Origin of the sequence: Hymenobacter puniceus, assembly GCF_014333525.1 — a bacterium.
Lineage (GTDB): Bacteria > Bacteroidota > Bacteroidia > Cytophagales > Hymenobacteraceae > Hymenobacter.
Map to the genome: position 1 here is coordinate 53,456 of NZ_JACSCX010000005.1, position 16,204 is coordinate 69,659.

Genomic DNA, 16,204 nt, shown 5'->3' on the forward strand with positions numbered 1-16,204 from the left:
CAGTTTCGGCGGCTTTTTCGTTCCTTGTGGCCGGATTCCCACCCCGTTTCCTTTCCCACTCCCCCAGCCCATGCCCACCCCCGAGGACGAATTTTCGCCCGCAGTTTTCGAGCAGCTGCGCCTGTTGCAGCAGAAGTACGCTGCTGACCACCAGGACCTGGCCGCCTACCTGGAAGGCCTGCTCCACGCTAAGTATATCAACTACTGGGATTACATCAGCCTGGACACGCTGCTGAGCTTGCAGCGTCCGCTCACGCTCATTCCCGATGAGCGCATCTTCATCATGTACCACCAGATTACGGAGCTGTATTTCAAGCTCTGCCTCTGCGAGTACGAGCAGATTGGGGAGCTGCAGCAGCCCACGCTGCAGGAGCTGGTGCTGCGCCTGGGCCGCATCAACCGCTACTTCGAGAACCTGATCGACTCGTTCGACGTGATGGTGGACGGCATGGACAAGCAGCAGTTTCTGCAGTTCCGTATGGCGCTGATGCCGGCCTCGGGCTTCCAGAGCGTGCAATACCGCATGATCGAAATTGCCAGCACCGACCTGAGCAACCTGCTCGACAAGGAAAAGCGCCGCCTGCTGGGCGAAGCTGCTGCCCATGATGAGCTGATGGGCTGCATCTATTGGAAGGCCGGTGCTACCATAGAAGATACTGGCGCAAAGGCCCTTACCCTCATTCAGTTCGAGCAGAAGTACACCCAGCAGCTTACCGCCCACGCCGCCCACTACCAGCACCGCAACGCGTGGAGCGTGGTGCAGCGCCTGCCCCTGGAAGACCAGCAGCACCCGCGCCTACTACGCCAGCTCAAGCAGCTCGACATCAACGTGAACGTGAACTGGCCGCTGATGCACTTCAAGTCGGCGGTGCGCTACCTGGAGCGGCACCCCACGGCCGTGGCCGCCACGGGCGGCACCAACTGGAAGAAGTACCTGCCTCCCAAGTTCCAGCGCCGCATCTTCTACCCCCAGCTCTGGACCGCGCAGGAGCTCGAAGACTGGGGCAAAGGCTGGGTGGAAAGCGTGCTGGGCGAAGCCGAGCGAGCGTAATTGCAGATTGGTTGTATACTAGAGCCGTGAAAGCGCAGACAGCTGCATTTTCACGGCTTTATCGTGTCCTATTCTACCTTCCGCTATTACCGTATGCGCGTCATTCTGACTGCTTTATTGTGGCTGCTCCTAGCCCCTGCTTACGCCCAAACTTCCGAGGCCGGCACCACGTTGCTCACCAACCAGACCGGGTTTATCGGCCCGGATGCCATGGAGCTGAACAGTATGCTGGGCGTGGAAAAGCAGCACTTTGAACTAGCCGACCCACGGCTGGCCGGGCGGGTGCTGCACCTCACCTACTAGGAATTTCGGGAGGGCGTGGCGCAGCCGGAGCAGGACCTGCTGGGCAAAGACCGGAGCCGGTTTCAGCTGGACTCAGCCGGCCGGCTGGCGTTCAACGTCTACGCCCGCGCCGCCACCGACGCGCGGCTGGAGGTGCGGTTCTTCTTCCCGACCATTGGCAAGCGGCAGCAGTTTCAACCGCTAATCGGCGCTATAGCGTCCGATTACAGTCTGCGCGCCGACATTCAGGCCTACAAAAAGCAGAAAGCCAGCGTACCGGTGGGCCGGAAATTTCCGCTGCTGGTGTACACGCTGCCCTACGTCAAGGACGGATTTCTGTACTACTGCGACCTGGCCCAGAGCAAAGTGCCACCCGCCGAGTGGTTCAAAAAGTTCGGCATCCGGCACTTCGTGGTGTATCAGCTGACGATTGAGTAGCCCGCAGCGGCCATCATCTTTCTAAATCATTGCCTCATCCCCTATTCATACCCATGCGCAACACCTTATTGCTGGCGGCCGCACTGCTGCCGCTGGCGGCCACCGCTCAGAAAACCACTAAAGTGGTAGTCAAACAGTCTAATCCTTGGAGCCAGGAAACTTACTATGTGCTGCAGGACAACAAAAATGTGAAGCACGGACCCTACCTGCAGCAAAGCAACAGCTTACGCGCCCAGCCTATTCAGCAGGGCTTCTACAAGCAGGGCCAGCGCGACAGCACCTGGGTAGAATATGGCTGGAACGGCCGGCCCCAAGGCACCGGGCAGTACCGCAACGACCAGAAAACCGGCGTCTGGAGCTACTATGCTTTCGGCGACACCTTGGAGCAGCGCTACAACCACTCCACCCGCCTCCTGGAATTTGCGCGCATCCGGCCCGCCGACCAGCAGAAGCAATACACCGTTGTGGAGGGCGCCAGCTCCCGGCAGGTTACTCTCGACCGGCCGCCGCTCTACATCGGAGGCCCGCAGGCCATGAACCAGGCCATTGGCACTTCGGTGCGCTATCCGCCGCAGGCGTTGCGCAACCGCACCGGCGGCGAGGTAGTGATTGAGTTTCTGGTGGATGAGCACGGCCGCGCCAGCGGGCACCGCGTGAAGTCCGGCATCGGCCTGGGCTGCGACGAGGAAGCGTTGCGGGCTGTGCAGCAGTTGCCCGCTGAATGGCTGCCCGGCATGCTGGCCGGCCAGCCGGTAGCCGCTTTGATGGCAGTACCCGTCAAGTTTCAGATTCGATAATCCAGCTCAGCCCCCCGACCAAAACCGGCCGCCGCCTCTGCCCTGAAAAGCAGAAACGGCGGCCGGTTTATATTCGGCTGCTAGGCCGGGAATGGCTTTACTTCACTGTGAAAGTAACTTGCGTGTTGTCCCACATCAGCGTTACCACACCGGCCTTGTCGGCGGCAATGGTGAATACTTCTACGGGAGCGGCGGTTTTGGTGGGCTTCGCCTGCACACGCAGGGCGTCGTCGGCCTGCTTGTACTCGTAGGCCCCCCACTGCTTGGCGGTTTTGTTGAAGATGATGGTCCACTCCTGCTCGCCGGGGATGGTGAACAGGGCGTAGGTGCCGGCGGCCAGGGCCTGACCGTTGACTTTTACGTCTTTGGTGGTCGTGAAGGTGGTAGCCTCGTTGGCGCCGGTGCGCCATACTTTGCCGTAAGGCTCCAAGCCACCGAAGGCTTTGCGACCCTTCAGGGACGGGCGGCTATACTCAATCGTGAAGTTGGGGCCCGTGACGGTGGCCGGCGGGCTGGGGCGCTTGCTCTTGTCTTCGGGCTTTTTAGCCTGGGCCATGGTCTGGCCGGCTAGCAGCAGGCCGCAGAATACGAACAGCAGGGTGAGAATCTTTTTCATACGAGAACAGGAAAAGGTGAGTGAGAAAGCAAAGTAACCAACCGGACCGCAGCGTTGCGCGGCAATCCAAAACCAGCCTTAGCCAAAAAGGTTAATTGGCCGCCGTATTCATGCGCGACGTGTCGCGGGTGTCAGGCATGCGCAGGTATACGACCAGCGAAATGGCCGCGCACACCGTCACGTACCAGTAAAACCAGCTTTCCACGCCGTGGCTTTTGGCCAGCAGCGCCACGTACTCGGCCGTACCGCCGAAAATGGCCACGGTGAGAGCATACGGCAACCCCACGCCCAGGGCCCGGATTTCGGTCGGAAACAGTTCGGCCTTTACCACGGCGTTGATGGAGGTGTAGCCGCTCACAATAGCCAAGGCCAGCACCAGCAGCCCGAAGGCCACCCCAGTACTTGGGGCCGCACCCAGCCCCGTCAGCAGCGGCACGGTACCCAAGGTGGCCCCGATGCCAAAAAACAGCAGCACCGGCCGCCGTCCCACCCTATCCGACAGCGCCCCAAGCAGCGGCTGCAGCAGCATGGCCACGCCCAGCGCCCCAAACGAAACGAGCGTGGCCTGGTCTTTCGTGAAGCCGGTGGTATTTACCAGAAACTTCTGAGTGTAAGTAGTAAACGTGTAGAACACCACGGTGCCGCCCAGCGTGAGGCCCACCACCGTCAGCACTTCGCGCGGGTAGCGCAGCAGCAGCCGGAGCTTGCCGGACTGCGGCGCGGCCGCGGCTTTTTCCGCGGCGGTCTGGTGCGTAAAGGCGTCGGTTTCTTCCATCGTGCGCCGCAGATACAGCGCTACCACAGCCGCCGCGGCCCCAATCCCAAACGGCACGCGCCAGCCCCAGGCCTGCAGCTCGGCGGCCGAAAGCAGCTGCTGCAGGGCCAGCTGCACCAACAAGGCCAGCAGCTGCCCGGCAATCAGGGTCACGTACTGAAAGCTGGAGAAGAAGCCCCGGTTGCGCTGGTCAGCCATTTCGCTGAGGTAGGTGGCCGAAGTGCCGTACTCGCCGCCCACGCTCAACCCCTGCAGCAGCCGCGCCACTACCAGCAGCACCGGCGCCGCCACCCCAATCTGGTTATAAGTAGGCGTGAGGGAAATCAGCAGCGAGCCGCCGCACATCAGCAGCACCGAGGCCATGAGGGCCGCCTTGCGCCCGGCGCGGTCGGCGTACAGGCCCAGCAGCCAGCCACCCAGCGGCCGCATCAGAAAGCCCACCGCAAAGATGGCGGCCGTGTTGAGCAGCTGCGCCGTCTGGCTGCCCTGCGGGAAAAACGAGGGCGCGAAGTACAGCGCAAACGCCGAGTACACGTACCAGTCGTACCACTCCACGAGGTTGCCGACGGAGCCACTGAAGATACTGCGGATGCGGGAAGCCATGCTGTGGCCACCCGGCGCGGGAGAAGTATGCATGGCGCAAAGTAGCAGGTGGCAGCCAGAGCTCGTACAATATTCCGGCCCTTCCGCCTACCTTCGCCGTGCTGTTCACTGGTCGATTTCCAGTCAGACGGCGGAAGGTTTTGGGGTAATACCCAGATTAATAGGGAACCGGGTGCAAATCCCGGACAGACGCGCTACTGTAAGTCCCGCGCAGTTTTCTCCTTATCAGGTCCATTGTCCGGCCCCGCGCTGGCTGAGAAGGACGGGGAAAATGGGACAAGTCAGGAGACCTGCCTTCCGCTGCATTGATGAGGCTGCCTTCGCGAAAAAGGGTCTTATCGGGTGTTTGGGCGCTGCTACCGGGCAGGCAGGCCGCTATGGCCAGCCAATGCCGGGCAGCACCTAGGTGGCCGGTAGCACTCGGTAGCGCAAGGCAGGTTCCGGAATCGGACAGGTAGGCTTTTTCCTCCTCACTTTCCCTATTTCCCGCCATGACGACTGATTTCGCCGCCAAAATTGCTGCTGCCGAAACGCGCATCTTTAAAGCCGTATTTCCCAACACCACCAACCACTACGACACCCTGTTCGGGGGTACCACGCTGCACCTGATGGACGAAGTGGCCTTCATCACGGCCACGCGTTTTTCGCGCCTCAAGATGGTTACTGTATCATCGGATAAGGTGGATTTCACGCACCCCATTCCCGGCGGCACGCTCGTGGAGCTGATTGGAAATATAGAGCACGTGGGCAACACCAGTTTGAAGGTGAGTGTAGAGCTGTTTGTGGAGCAGATGTACTCCGAGGAGCGCGTGAAAGCGGTTTCAGGTGTCTTCACCTTTGTGGCCATCGACCACAACAAGCGGCCGGTGCGCATTATGCCCACTGCCGTGTAAGATTTTGGCAATCATTAGTTGCCTCTTGCAAATCTTGATTTTGCGCCTAACCCCAACTGCGGAATACCGTTTCTCCGGATATACATCAACTATCCTCTGAACTTTCTGGCTGTTCCCAGGGGTTTAGGCGACTAACCGCAACCGACTTCTTCTCTTGGCAATGGATCAGCAGCAGAATGATAACATCACCGCTCGATTGGAACAATCATTTAAAGATGCCGACCAGGCACGTGAAGAATTAACTGAGTCAATGTCGAACTCAGTAGCTGCTAACTGCGACTTGCTACATCATGGTTTGGTGAGTGCGAAGGGGTTAGAAAACACCACTGAAATGTACCGCTTCATGCTGGGCCAGCTGCTGCGCCACAGCTCTGGCGAGGTACGTTCCCAGACCTTGCAGGCATTCAACCAGTCAATGGAAAAGTTTTGGCCCCGCAAACCGCATCAAAACGACTTGCAGGACCGGCAGGAAAAGGCCTGATTTCAGCTCACTCCCTGTTTCATCCGCCTCTCTGGCAACTGCCGGAGGGGCGGACGTGCTTTATAGCCTCGTCAAGATAGCCTCATCAAGGGCATGCCCGCCTGGCTGCGTATCTTTGCAGGCCTTATATCAGCCTACGCTTAAAGGATAAAAGGATAACCACCTTTCCCCTGTTTCATGTCTGCTCTTGTCCGTGAGATTGAAGTGCTGCTGCCGCCGGCCGTAGCCTACGACGAATTTGCCCGCTACCAGGCCCTGCTCGAAGCCGCTGGCCTGCACGCTGGCCAGGCCGATTTTGTGCACCTGCGCAAGCGCTCCATTGATGCGCGCGGCCGTAGCCCCCAGGTGCGTCTGCGCGCCGATATCTACCAGACGCCGCCGCCCACCAGCCTTTTCGGCCCTTGGTTTCGCTACCCCGATGTGCGGCAGGCCCGCCGTACCGTGCTCATTGTGGGCGCCGGCCCGGCGGGGTTGTTTGCCGCCTTACGCGCCATTGAGCTGGGGCTGAAGCCAATTGTGCTGGAGCGCGGCAAAGACGTGCGCACCCGCCGCCGCGACTTGGCTGCCCTCAACAAAGAGCACCTTGTCAACCCTGATTCCAATTACTGCTTCGGCGAAGGCGGCGCCGGCACCTACTCCGACGGCAAGCTCTACACCCGCGCCACCAAGCGTGGCGACGTAGGCCGCGTGCTGCGCTGCCTGGTGCAGCACGGCGCCACCCCCGACATTCTGGTGGACGCCCACCCGCACATTGGCACCAACAAGCTGCCATCGGTGGTGGCCGCCCTGCGCGACAGTATCCGGGAGGCCGGCGGCGAGGTGCGCTTCGATACGCGGGTGGACGACCTGGTGCTGGAAAGCCACCGCCTGCGCGGCGTGGTCACGGCCACCGGCGAAACGATTGAGGCCGACGCCGTTATTCTGGCCACCGGCCACTCAGCCCGCGACATCTACGAGCTGCTGCACCGGCGTGGCGTGCTTATCGAGGCCAAGCCGTTTGCGCTGGGCGTGCGCGTCGAGCATCAGCAGGAGCTGATTGACCGGGCTCAGTACCGCCTCCACAACCGGGGCGAGCTGCCGGCCGCGTCGTACTCGCTGGTGCACCAGACACAGTGGCAGGGCAAGCAGCGGGGCGTGTTTTCGTTCTGCATGTGCCCGGGTGGCTTTATTGTGCCGGCCGCCACGGCGCCCGGCGAAGTGGTGGTGAATGGTATGAGTCCCAGCCGCCGCGACTCGCGCTTCGCCAATTCCGGCATTGTGGCGGCCGTGGAGCTGGAAGACATGGACGTGCGCCAGTACGGTGCCCTGGCCGGCCTGCGTTTGCAGCAGCAGATTGAGCAGCGGGCCTGCCAGGTGGCCGGCAACACCCAGCGCGCCCCCGCCCAGCGCCTCGGCGACTTCCTGAAAGGCAAGCTTTCCGCAGAATTGCTGGAAACCAGCTACCAGCCCGGCCTCGTGCCTGTAGCTATGGACGACGTGCTGGGCGCCGGCCTCGCGGAGCGCCTGCGGCAGGGCTTCCAGGATTTTGGGCGCAAGATTCCGGGCTACGCCACCAACGCCGCCCAGATTGTGGGCGTGGAAAGCCGCACGTCCTCGCCCGTGCGCATCCCCCGCGACCGGGACACGCTGGAGCACCCCGAGGTGCGCGGGCTGTTTCCGTGCGGCGAAGGCGCGGGCTACGCTGGCGGCATCGTGTCGGCGGCTATGGATGGTGAGCGGTGCGCCGAAGCGGCTCTGGCAGCCATCGGCGCGAAGTAGCCGTTTAAAGCAGATACCCGCGCGTTTCTTGGAGGTGGGCACTGGCTGTTTCCTACCTCTGAGCGTTGTACTTCAATTGGCCTCTGACGCTGGCCGGGCACTTTTCCTTTATCCGCACGTTCACCTCATATATGAAAAAGACCCTTGTTCTCGGCGCCTCCGATAATCCGGCTCGCTACTCCTACCAGGCCGTGCACCGGCTGCAGCGCCACGGCCATGAAGTGGTGCCCGTAGGTATCCGCAAAGGCCAGGTCGGCGGCCTCGATATTCACACGGACCGGCCGCAAACTGAGGCAGTGGATACCGTTACGCTCTATGTAGGCCCCCAAAACCAGCCTGCCTGGTACGACTACATCCTGGATTTGCAGCCAAAGCGCATCATCTTCAACCCCGGCACCGAAAACCCCGAACTGGAGCGCTTGGCCCAAGCCCGCGGCATCCGGACTGAAGAAGCCTGCACGCTGGTGATGCTTAGCATAGGCCAGTATTAATACGCCCCTACGGCGCTTTTGCGCTATTCAGTGAGTGCTGCCTTTCTCTTTTGCAGGAGAAGACACAAGTAAAGCCCCGGTTTCGGATTCAGTTCCGAAGCCGGGGCTTTGCACTTTAGCAGCTACTTAGCAGGCAGGCACATATTTATGTGATACAATTTTATATTTAAAATGTTCATTATTAGTATATTCAGTGTGCCGTCCCATTCCGGGCATACGGGTGTCACTAAACCTCTTATTCCGATGGCCAGTCGCTTCAAACAGATAACGTTAGCTGAGTTCGTGGCGATGCTCGGCCAGTTTCGGTTTACGCGCCGCGTAACCGGTGTGCACATGCACCACACGTGGCGGCCCAACCGCAAGCAGTACGCGGGCCGCGCCAGCATTGAGGCCATGTGGCAGTACCATACCCAGCACAACGGCTGGTCGGACATTGCCCAGCACATCAGCATTGCCCCGGATGGCACCATCTGGACCGGGCGTAACTGGAATCTGGCCCCGGCCAGCGCTTCCGGCCACAACGGCAACAGCCTGGCCGGGCCGTTTATGTTCGAGATGATTGGCGACTTCGACAAGGGCCGGGACCTGTTTGATGGCGCCCAGCGCCACACGGCCCTGCACGTGGTGGCCCACGTGCAGCAGCATTTTCAGCTACCGCTGGAGTCGCTGCACTTCCACAGCCAGATGTCCACCAAAACCTGCCCGGGCAGCAGTATCAGCTATTCGGCCACGCTGCAGGAAGTGAAGCGGATTCGGGCAACGCTGGGAACCCGCCGGGCAGCTATGCCTGCCAAGCTGCCAGCTGAGCGGCTGGCCGAGCTGCAGCGGGCCTTGGGCTACACGTCCATCGTGAGCCGGGCGCGCGGCCAGGAGCCGGAGGCGCTGGCAGAACCCGCCGAAGAAGGCATGAGCCGCCAGCAGCTGCTTTTTCTAACCGCTCCAGCAGACACCACAGAAAAGCCGCTGAAGCAAGCGGCCCGCAGAGCCCGGCCGCGGGCCGCAGGCGAGCTTACGGCCGCGCAGCATAAGTTGCTGCGGGCCCACGTCGTCAACCTCGACCAGGGCCGGTTTTCCACCGATGGTGCCTTTACCACTTCAGCGGCTGATGTAGACGCCCTGTTTGAAACCCATCTGGAGCAGGCCCTGCACAAGGCCCTGGCGGCCGGGCAGCCACTGGAGCTGCTGCTGTATGCCCACGGGGGGCTGGTAGCCGAAAAATCAGGGCTGGCCAGCGCCTTGCGCTACATTCCATGGTGGAAAGCCAACCACGTCTATCCGCTGTACTTTGTGTGGGAAACCGGCCTGGGTGGCACGCTGGGAGCCCTGATCCGGGGCAGCAGAACCCGCGAGCTTAGCCGTGGTATCACAGACCTGAGCGACAAGCTGATTGAGCGGGCCGTGGGGCCACTGGGCGGGCAGATCTGGAAAAATATGAAGGACAGCGCCGAGTGGGCCAGCGAAGCAGACGGCGGCGGCCACTACGTAGCCCAGAAGCTGCACGCATTTTGCGCAGCCCACGCCGCCGAAGTAGCGGCGGACCAGCTGCGGCTGCATGCCGTGGGGCACAGCGCCGGCTCGATCTTCCACGCGCATTTCCTGCCCACCACCCTGCACATGGGCACGCCTGCTTTCCGGACGCTGCAGCTGCTGGCCCCAGCCATTCGGATTGACGCGTTCCGGCAGCAGCTGGCCGGCCTGCTCACGCGCGGCATCGGGCAACTCACTGTGTACACCATGCGCGACGAACTGGAGCGGGCCGACACCTGCTCGTTGTTCTACCGCAAGTCGCTGCTGTATTTGCTTCACCACGCCCTCGAATCAGAGCACGAAACACCTATTCTGGGGCTGGAAGCCAGCCTACGGGACGATGCCGAGGTGAGTCGGCTGCTGGGCCTGCAGGCAGGCTACCCTGCTACAGCGGCCGAAGTGGTGTGGTCGAGCACTACTGAGCCGAGCGGCCGCAGCTCCAGTACCAGCACCACCCACGGCGGCTTCGATAACGACCCGGCCACCATGGAAAGTGTGCTGCGGCGCGTGCTCAACCGCTCCGACATTGTGCCGTTTCCGCGCACCCGCACCCTGACCGACATCTGGCACGAGCCCATTGAGCTGCCCGAAGAAATAGTGATGCTGGCCCAGGCGCAGGCCGAAGCGGCACCGAAGCCTCCCAAGAAAGTTTCGGCGCCGGCCGCTCCTACCCCAGCCACCCCCAACGGCCACCCGCGCCAACGGGCTTTGTGCATCGGCATCAACGACTACGCTGCCGCGCCGCTGCAGGGCTGCGTAGCCGACGCCCACGCCTGGGCTGCAGCCCTGCAGCGGCGCGGCTTTGCCACGGAGCTGCTGCTGGAAGCCCAGGCCACCCGCCAGAATATCCTGGATGGCATCAGCCGGCTGCTGAGCGAAAGCCGCGCGGGGGATGTGGTAGTGGTGCAGTTTTCGGGGCACGGCACCCAGATGCGCGACGAAAACGCGGGCGACGAGGCCGACGGCCAGGACGAAGCCCTCTGCCCCCACGACTATGCCCGCGGCGCCTTCGTACTCGACGACGACCTGCGGGCTGTGTTCCGGCGCGTGCCTCCGGGCGTCAATGCCACTTTCTTCGCCGACTGCTGCCACTCCGGAAGCGTGGCGCGGCTGTTTGGCAGCCCGGCTACGCCTGTTCCGGCCGGGCAGCGGGCCCGGTTTATGCGCGCCCGCACCGGCGAAACCGACTTCAACGTGCTGCACCACGCCTTCCGGGCCAGCCTACCCGCTGACCCCGCCGCCCGCAAGCCCGCCGATGCCAGCCGCACCGCCATGCGGGTGGTTAACTTCTCGGCCTGCCTGCCCGAGCAGGTAGCCTACGAGTCCAACGGCAGCGGGGCCTTCACGGTGCGGGCGTTGCAGCTGCTGGAAAAGGCCGCCAGCGTCACGCATAAGCAGTTCCAAGACCAGTTACGTCGGTCGTTTCTGCGGCACACGCCCCTGCAGAGCCCTACGCTGGACTGTGCGCCGACCGCCCAGGAGCTGCTACTGCTGCAGCCACTCGCCAAAACTGCCCGGGCCCCTCGGCGCCGCACTGCTACTACCGCTTCGTAGCGGGCACCGGTGTTTTTAAACTTGAACTCTCTTTAGCTTCTCTGCCGAATGGCCACTTCCCATGCCCGGACTTTGGCTAACGGCGCGGCCTCTTCCAACGGCCACCACCAGCCGGAGCGGGTTCTCAACCCCGCCTTGCTCGACTGGCTTGCGCTGCGGGCATTGCTGGAGCTGCCGGAGCTGCTGAAATCGGCTTCCCCAGCTCAGAAAGCGCAGGAACAGGCGCTCAACGATTTTTTTGGGGAAGAAAAGCGGGACGAGCTGCGGCTGCTGGCCCAAACTGTGGCGGCCGCGCCACCCGGGCTGCACCGGCCCCACATTCTGTTTTTGCCCGGTATGATGGCCTCCGCCCTCACCGGCCCGGGCGCGGGCGGCACCCCGGAGCTGGTGTGGGCCAACCCGGCCCGCATGGCCGACGGCATTGGGGAGCTGGCCCTAACGCCGGCCGGCAACTCGCGCGAAGGCGTGCGGACAGGCCCCGTGGACTACCGCACCTACGCCCCCACGCTGCTCGCCCTAGAGGCAACCGGCACCGTGGAGCCCTGGCCCTACGACTGGCGCCAGGACCTGGACGAAACCGCCGCCCAGCTGGCAACCTACGTACAGAAAAACTTTCGGGGCCAGCCTCTGCATTTGGTGGCGCACTCGGTGGGCGGGCTGGTGGCCCAGCGCCTCATTCAGGACAACCGGGACTGGTGGGACACCCTGGGCGCCGACGGCCAGGGCGGCCGGCTGGTGCTGCTAGGCACACCCCACTATGGCACCTACGCCACGGTGCCGCTGCTGGCCGGCTCCGACAAGGTGGTGCGCTGGCTTTCCAAGCTCGATCTAAAGAACAGCCAGCCTGAGGTGCTGCGCATTCTCAACACGTTTCCGAGCACCTACCAGCTACTGCCGGCTCCCAGCCGCCTGCCCGACGATCTGCAGACGCTGTTTCATGCCGGTACCTGGAACAACCCGGCCGTGCAGCCCAATCTGCTGGAGCGCGGCCGCTTGTTTCAGGAAAAGCTTGGAGCCGCTCTGCCACTGGACCCTGAGCGCACGGCCTGCATTGTGGGCTGCAATCACCGCACCCTGTCGCGGCTTAGTATTCTGGCGCCGGGCGAGTTTCGCTACTTCGAAGCCCTGGCCGGCGACGGGCGGGTGCCCAACGAGCTGGCGGTGCTGCCCGGCGTGCCTGCCTTCTACGTGGATGAAGACCATGGCAACCTGCCCACCAACCCCCTGGTGCTAAAGGCCGTGAATGAGCTGCTTGCGTACGGCCATACGCTGGTGCTACCCGGCCAGCCCATTGTCACGCGCACCACCCTGGCCCCCGACAGCCGCTGGCACCGCCCCATCGGCGACGATCTGGTGGCTTCGGCGCTGGAGAAGATGGCCCGCAATCAGCAGCAAAACGCGGCCCTTACCAGCAAAGCCGCTGAGCACGCCCGCCGCCTCGACGATGCCATTATCAGCCAGACGCTGTTGCGGGCCGCCATCGGCGACGACCAGCCGGCCCGCAACCTCGGCCGCTCGGCGCGCCGGCCGGCCCGCTCGGCGCCTACCCACCAGCTGGCGCTGGAGCTCATCTGCCTGCCCATCACCAAGGTGGCGGCTCCGGTGCTGGTGATGGGCCACTACCAGGGCGCGCCTCCCACCTCGCGGCTACGCGAAATGGATCGGGCGCTCAACTACTGGATCAGCGAAGCGCAGGACCATGCCATGCTCAGCGGCGAGCTGGGCCACATTGCCATGGTGCCCGCGCCGGCCCTGGGAGGCAGCGCCAGCACCCATGCCCTGCTGCTGGCGGGCATGGGCGAGGAAGGCCGCTTCACGCACCAGGACCTGCATTATCTGTTCACTAATATTGCGCGCACTCTACTCATGCTGGGCTGCGCTGAGGCCGCTACTATTCTGGTGGGCGCCCGGGCCGGCACCATGAGCGAAAAACAGGCCCTGATCAGTATGCTGGAAGGCTTGGCCGAGGTCCTGACTACCACTCTCAATCCGAAGCGGGCGTGCAGCCCGCAGCTCAAGAAGCTGACTTTGGTGGCCCGCTCCTACGACGACGGCCAGCAGCTGGCGCGCCTCAACGAGCTGCTACGGGAAGTGCACCGCGAGCAGCCGATAGCCGGCCTGCAGCTGCGCTACGAGCAACCCGTGCCGTGCCCGGTACCGGCCGCCAGCACCACCACCCGCGAGCAGCAGCTCATGGAAGATGACCGGCCCCGCGACCTGCCGCCCGTTCAGTCGGGCCCGCGTATCACCATTGAGCGCACCGACAACCAATTCCGGTTTTCGGCGCTGGTGGATGGCGCCGTGATTCCGGTGCGGGAAGTGAAAGCACAGGCCTATTTTCCCAGCAGCCTCGCCGGCCGGCTCATGGATTCGGTATCGAGAGAAGAACAGGAAACGTATGGCCAGCTGCTGACCACGGCACTGTTTCCGCTCGACTTTCAGGAGCATCTCAATGAGCCGCTCACCTTTATTCTGGACCGCAACACGGCCGGCTTGCCTTGGGAAATGGCTTGCTTTGCGCACCGCCAGCGTCGCGAGCTGCAGTACTTCGGGCCGCAGCTGCAGCTTACGCGCCAATTCCGCTCGATGCTCTCGCCCCGCCCCGGCCAGCCACCCGCCCGCAACGAGAGCCTGCGGGTGCTGGTGATTGCCGACCCGGCGCCGGAGCCCGAGCTGCAGCTGCCCGGCGCCCGGCGAGAGGGCCGGGCCGTGGTGCAGATGCTCAGCCACCTCAAGCAGCACTGGGGCCTGAAGCTGGACCTAGTGGAGCGCATCGGCGACACCGACTGCGACCCGCTGGAAATTCTGGCCCTGATTCTGGATGGCAACTTCGACGTGGTACACTTTGCCGGCCACGGCACCTTCGATGCCACGCACCCCGATTGCGGCGGCTGGGTGTTTGGGCGTCGTATTTTTCTTTCGGCCCGCGAGATTTTTCAGGCCCGGCGGGTGCCGCGGCTGGTGTTTGCCAATGCCTGCTTTTCGGCGCAGGTGGCAGGCCGGCAGCGGGCCTCGGCCGCCGAGGAGCTGAACCGCAATCTGGCGGGCATTGCAGAAGCCTTTTTCGAGCGCGGCGTACGCAATTATCTGGGCACAGGCTGGCCCGTGAACGATGCCCTGGCCGAGCTGTTTGCACAGGAATTCTACGCCCAGGCGCTGGTGGGCCTCAGCGCCAAAGCCGTGTACCAGCCCGCCAGCTACGGCCTCCGCTCCACCGACTCGCCGCCAACGCTAAGCCGGGCCATTGCCCGCGCCCGCACCCTGATTGCGCACCGCGGCTCCACCTGGGGCGCCTACCAGCACTACGGTCAGGCCAACGACTTGCTGCTGGCACGGTGAGGGTGTATTAAAGCTAGAACACTAGTTCCCCTCCTTTCCAAGAAGGGGAACCAGTGTTCTAGCTCTAGCTTTTAGCCCCCACCCAGGGGCTTTTTCATGCCCACTTCACAAACTTTTTTATCTTCTCAGGCAACGTCCGTGCAACCTTTGCCATCTAGCCTTCCAAACACCCTGCTACTGCCTCAACCTCTACTCAACCAACCGTGACTGAAGCCGACCTCATTGCCGCCTGCCGCCAGGGCAGTGGCCGGGCCCAGAAGCTGCTCTACGAGCAGTTTGCGGGCCTGATGCTGGGGGTATGCCTGCGCTACCTGCGCCGCCGCGAAGACGCCGAAGAGGCCATGCTCGGCGGATTTGCCAAGGTGTTCCGGGCCCTCGACCAGTACCGGCACGAAGGCAGTTTTGAGGGCTGGATTCGCCGGATTATGGTGAACGAAGCGCTGGGGCAGCTGCGCCGCAAGGAGCCGCTGCACCTCGCCATCGACGACCTGACGTATGACGTACCGGCTACGGCCGCCGAAGCCGAAAGCCACCTGCACGCCGCCGACCTACTGGCGTTGCTGGCAGAGCTGCCGGCCGGCTACCGCACCGTCTTCAACCTGTACGCCCTGGAAGGCTACACCCACCCCGAAATCGGCGAACTGCTTGGCATTTCGGAGGGCACCAGCAAGTCGCAGCTCAGTAAGGCGCGGGCCATGCTCCAGCGCCGCCTCGCAGCGGCCAGCCAGCAGGCTCAGGTTTCCACCTCCTCACCGAAAGAACTCTATGCAACCGGAAGATATTGATAAGCTGTTCCGCGAGAAGCTCGCGCAGCATGCCCCCACCCCGCCGGCCTACCTCTGGAACCAGCTCGAAGACGAGCTGCAGCCCACCAAAAAGCGCCCCTTGCTGTGGATATGTGCTGCTGCAGCCAGCGTACTGTTGCTACTGGTGAGCGGTGTAGTGTGGCTGCAAAACAATGGCCTGCAGCCTGCCAGCTCCGGCGCTATAGCCACAGCCCAGAGCTCCGCCCAGCGCCCACAGCTAGCCACACCCGAGCCGGCTGCCCCAGTTGAAAATAAAAACACGGTAGCGTCAACTCCTCAGGCAACCACCCCGCCGCCGGCCGCATCTAGCCCCTCAGACGCTACCACTGGTTTAGTTGCCAGCAGCCGGCCGTTGCAGTCGCCCGCTACCAGCACCCGGCAGCCAGCCACCACCACGGCCCGCCCACGGGTAGTAGCTCCGGCCACCCAGCCAGCCAGCCAAGCAGCCCAGGAAGCTGTAGCAGTTCAGGCTCCCAGCCCGCAACCGGAGCGGCCGTTGGAGCCAGTTGCTCCTGCTTCGCAGCCGCTACCGGCTCTGGCACTGGCGGCCACACCGGCCCCGGCTCCTACCGGCCCTATTGAGGTGGAAGTACGCCGGAGCACTGTGCCTGCCGTGGCCACGGCAGCGCAGGCAACTCCGCGGCAGCGCAGCTTGGGTGGCGTATTGCTTCGGCAGGCTCGCAATGCGGTGCGCGGCGAGCGGCTAAGCCTGGCGGAAGCCGGCCTGCCCGAAACCGTGACGGTACAGGCCCACGTAGCCGGCCGCACGCTTACTAAAGTGATTCAACTCTAA

At 63.2% G+C, this 16,204-nt stretch carries 14 protein-coding genes and 1 riboswitch; of the genes, 12 read left to right on the top strand and 2 right to left on the bottom strand.

Features of this window, described 5'->3' with window-relative positions; translation table 11 throughout:
- Nucleotides 1–70: 70 nt before the first annotated feature.
- From H8B14_RS14540 to H8B14_RS14555, 4 genes are all read left to right on the top strand, one after another.
- Entirely contained in the window at nt 71–1,051 is a 981-nt protein-coding gene (locus tag H8B14_RS14540) for a tryptophan 2,3-dioxygenase family protein (RefSeq protein ID WP_187316381.1), read from the top strand.
- 63 nt (nt 1,052–1,114) lie between these two features.
- The gene (locus H8B14_RS14545) at nt 1,115–1,354 is read left to right on the top strand and encodes a hypothetical protein (protein ID WP_187316382.1); all 240 of its coding nucleotides are present in this window, start codon (nt 1,115–1,117) and stop codon (nt 1,352–1,354) included.
- A 15-nt stretch (nt 1,355–1,369) separates the two neighbouring features.
- Nucleotides 1,370–1,771 (top strand): hypothetical protein, encoded by a 402-nt coding sequence (locus H8B14_RS14550; RefSeq protein ID WP_187316383.1) that lies wholly within the window; start codon nt 1,370–1,372, stop codon nt 1,769–1,771.
- Nucleotides 1,772–1,824: 53 nt separating this feature from the next.
- On the top strand, nt 1,825–2,568 hold the full coding sequence (locus H8B14_RS14555; protein WP_187316384.1) for an energy transducer TonB: 744 nt from the start codon (nt 1,825–1,827) through the stop codon (nt 2,566–2,568).
- 97 nt (nt 2,569–2,665) lie between these two features.
- On the opposite strand, the gene H8B14_RS14560 is transcribed toward H8B14_RS14555, so the two are convergent.
- Together H8B14_RS14560 and H8B14_RS14565 are read right to left on the bottom strand one after the other, a co-directional pair.
- On the bottom strand, nt 2,666–3,184 hold the full coding sequence (locus H8B14_RS14560; RefSeq protein WP_187316385.1) for a DUF2911 domain-containing protein: 519 nt from the start codon (nt 3,182–3,184) through the stop codon (nt 2,666–2,668).
- A gap of 91 nt (nt 3,185–3,275) precedes the next feature.
- Nucleotides 3,276–4,595 carry an MFS transporter gene (locus H8B14_RS14565; RefSeq protein WP_187316386.1) on the bottom strand — a complete coding sequence of 440 codons (1,320 nt, stop codon included), beginning with the start codon at nt 4,593–4,595 and terminating at the stop codon, nt 3,276–3,278.
- 85 nt (nt 4,596–4,680) lie between these two features.
- Nucleotides 4,681–4,874: riboswitch (cobalamin riboswitch) on the top strand.
- A gap of 179 nt (nt 4,875–5,053) precedes the next feature.
- Between H8B14_RS14565 and H8B14_RS14570 the strand changes: the two genes are divergently transcribed.
- From H8B14_RS14570 to H8B14_RS14605, 8 genes are all read left to right on the top strand, one after another.
- Entirely contained in the window at nt 5,054–5,455 is a 402-nt protein-coding gene (locus tag H8B14_RS14570; RefSeq protein ID WP_187316387.1) for an acyl-CoA thioesterase, read from the top strand.
- 160 nt (nt 5,456–5,615) lie between these two features.
- Nucleotides 5,616–5,936 carry a hypothetical protein gene (locus H8B14_RS14575; protein WP_187316388.1) on the top strand — a complete coding sequence of 107 codons (321 nt, stop codon included), beginning with the start codon at nt 5,616–5,618 and terminating at the stop codon, nt 5,934–5,936.
- A 177-nt stretch (nt 5,937–6,113) separates the two neighbouring features.
- Nucleotides 6,114–7,694, top strand: coding sequence for an NAD(P)/FAD-dependent oxidoreductase (locus tag H8B14_RS14580; RefSeq protein WP_187316389.1), 1,581 nt, complete (start codon nt 6,114–6,116; stop codon nt 7,692–7,694).
- 131 nt (nt 7,695–7,825) lie between these two features.
- The gene (locus H8B14_RS14585) at nt 7,826–8,185 is read left to right on the top strand and encodes a CoA-binding protein (protein WP_187316390.1); all 360 of its coding nucleotides are present in this window, start codon (nt 7,826–7,828) and stop codon (nt 8,183–8,185) included.
- A gap of 243 nt (nt 8,186–8,428) precedes the next feature.
- A complete protein-coding gene (locus H8B14_RS14590) occupies nt 8,429–11,266 on the top strand; it encodes a caspase family protein (protein WP_187316391.1) in 2,838 nt (945 codons plus the stop codon).
- A 48-nt stretch (nt 11,267–11,314) separates the two neighbouring features.
- A complete protein-coding gene (locus H8B14_RS14595; protein WP_187316392.1) occupies nt 11,315–14,605 on the top strand; it encodes a CHAT domain-containing protein in 3,291 nt (1,096 codons plus the stop codon).
- 203 nt (nt 14,606–14,808) lie between these two features.
- Nucleotides 14,809–15,390: an RNA polymerase sigma factor gene (locus tag H8B14_RS14600; RefSeq protein ID WP_187316393.1), complete on the top strand. Its 582-nt coding sequence runs from the start codon at nt 14,809–14,811 to the stop codon at nt 15,388–15,390.
- Nucleotides 15,371–16,204, top strand: a complete 834-nt coding sequence (locus tag H8B14_RS14605) for a hypothetical protein (protein WP_187316394.1) — start codon at nt 15,371–15,373, stop codon at nt 16,202–16,204. Before H8B14_RS14600 ends, H8B14_RS14605 begins: the two co-directional genes overlap by 20 nt.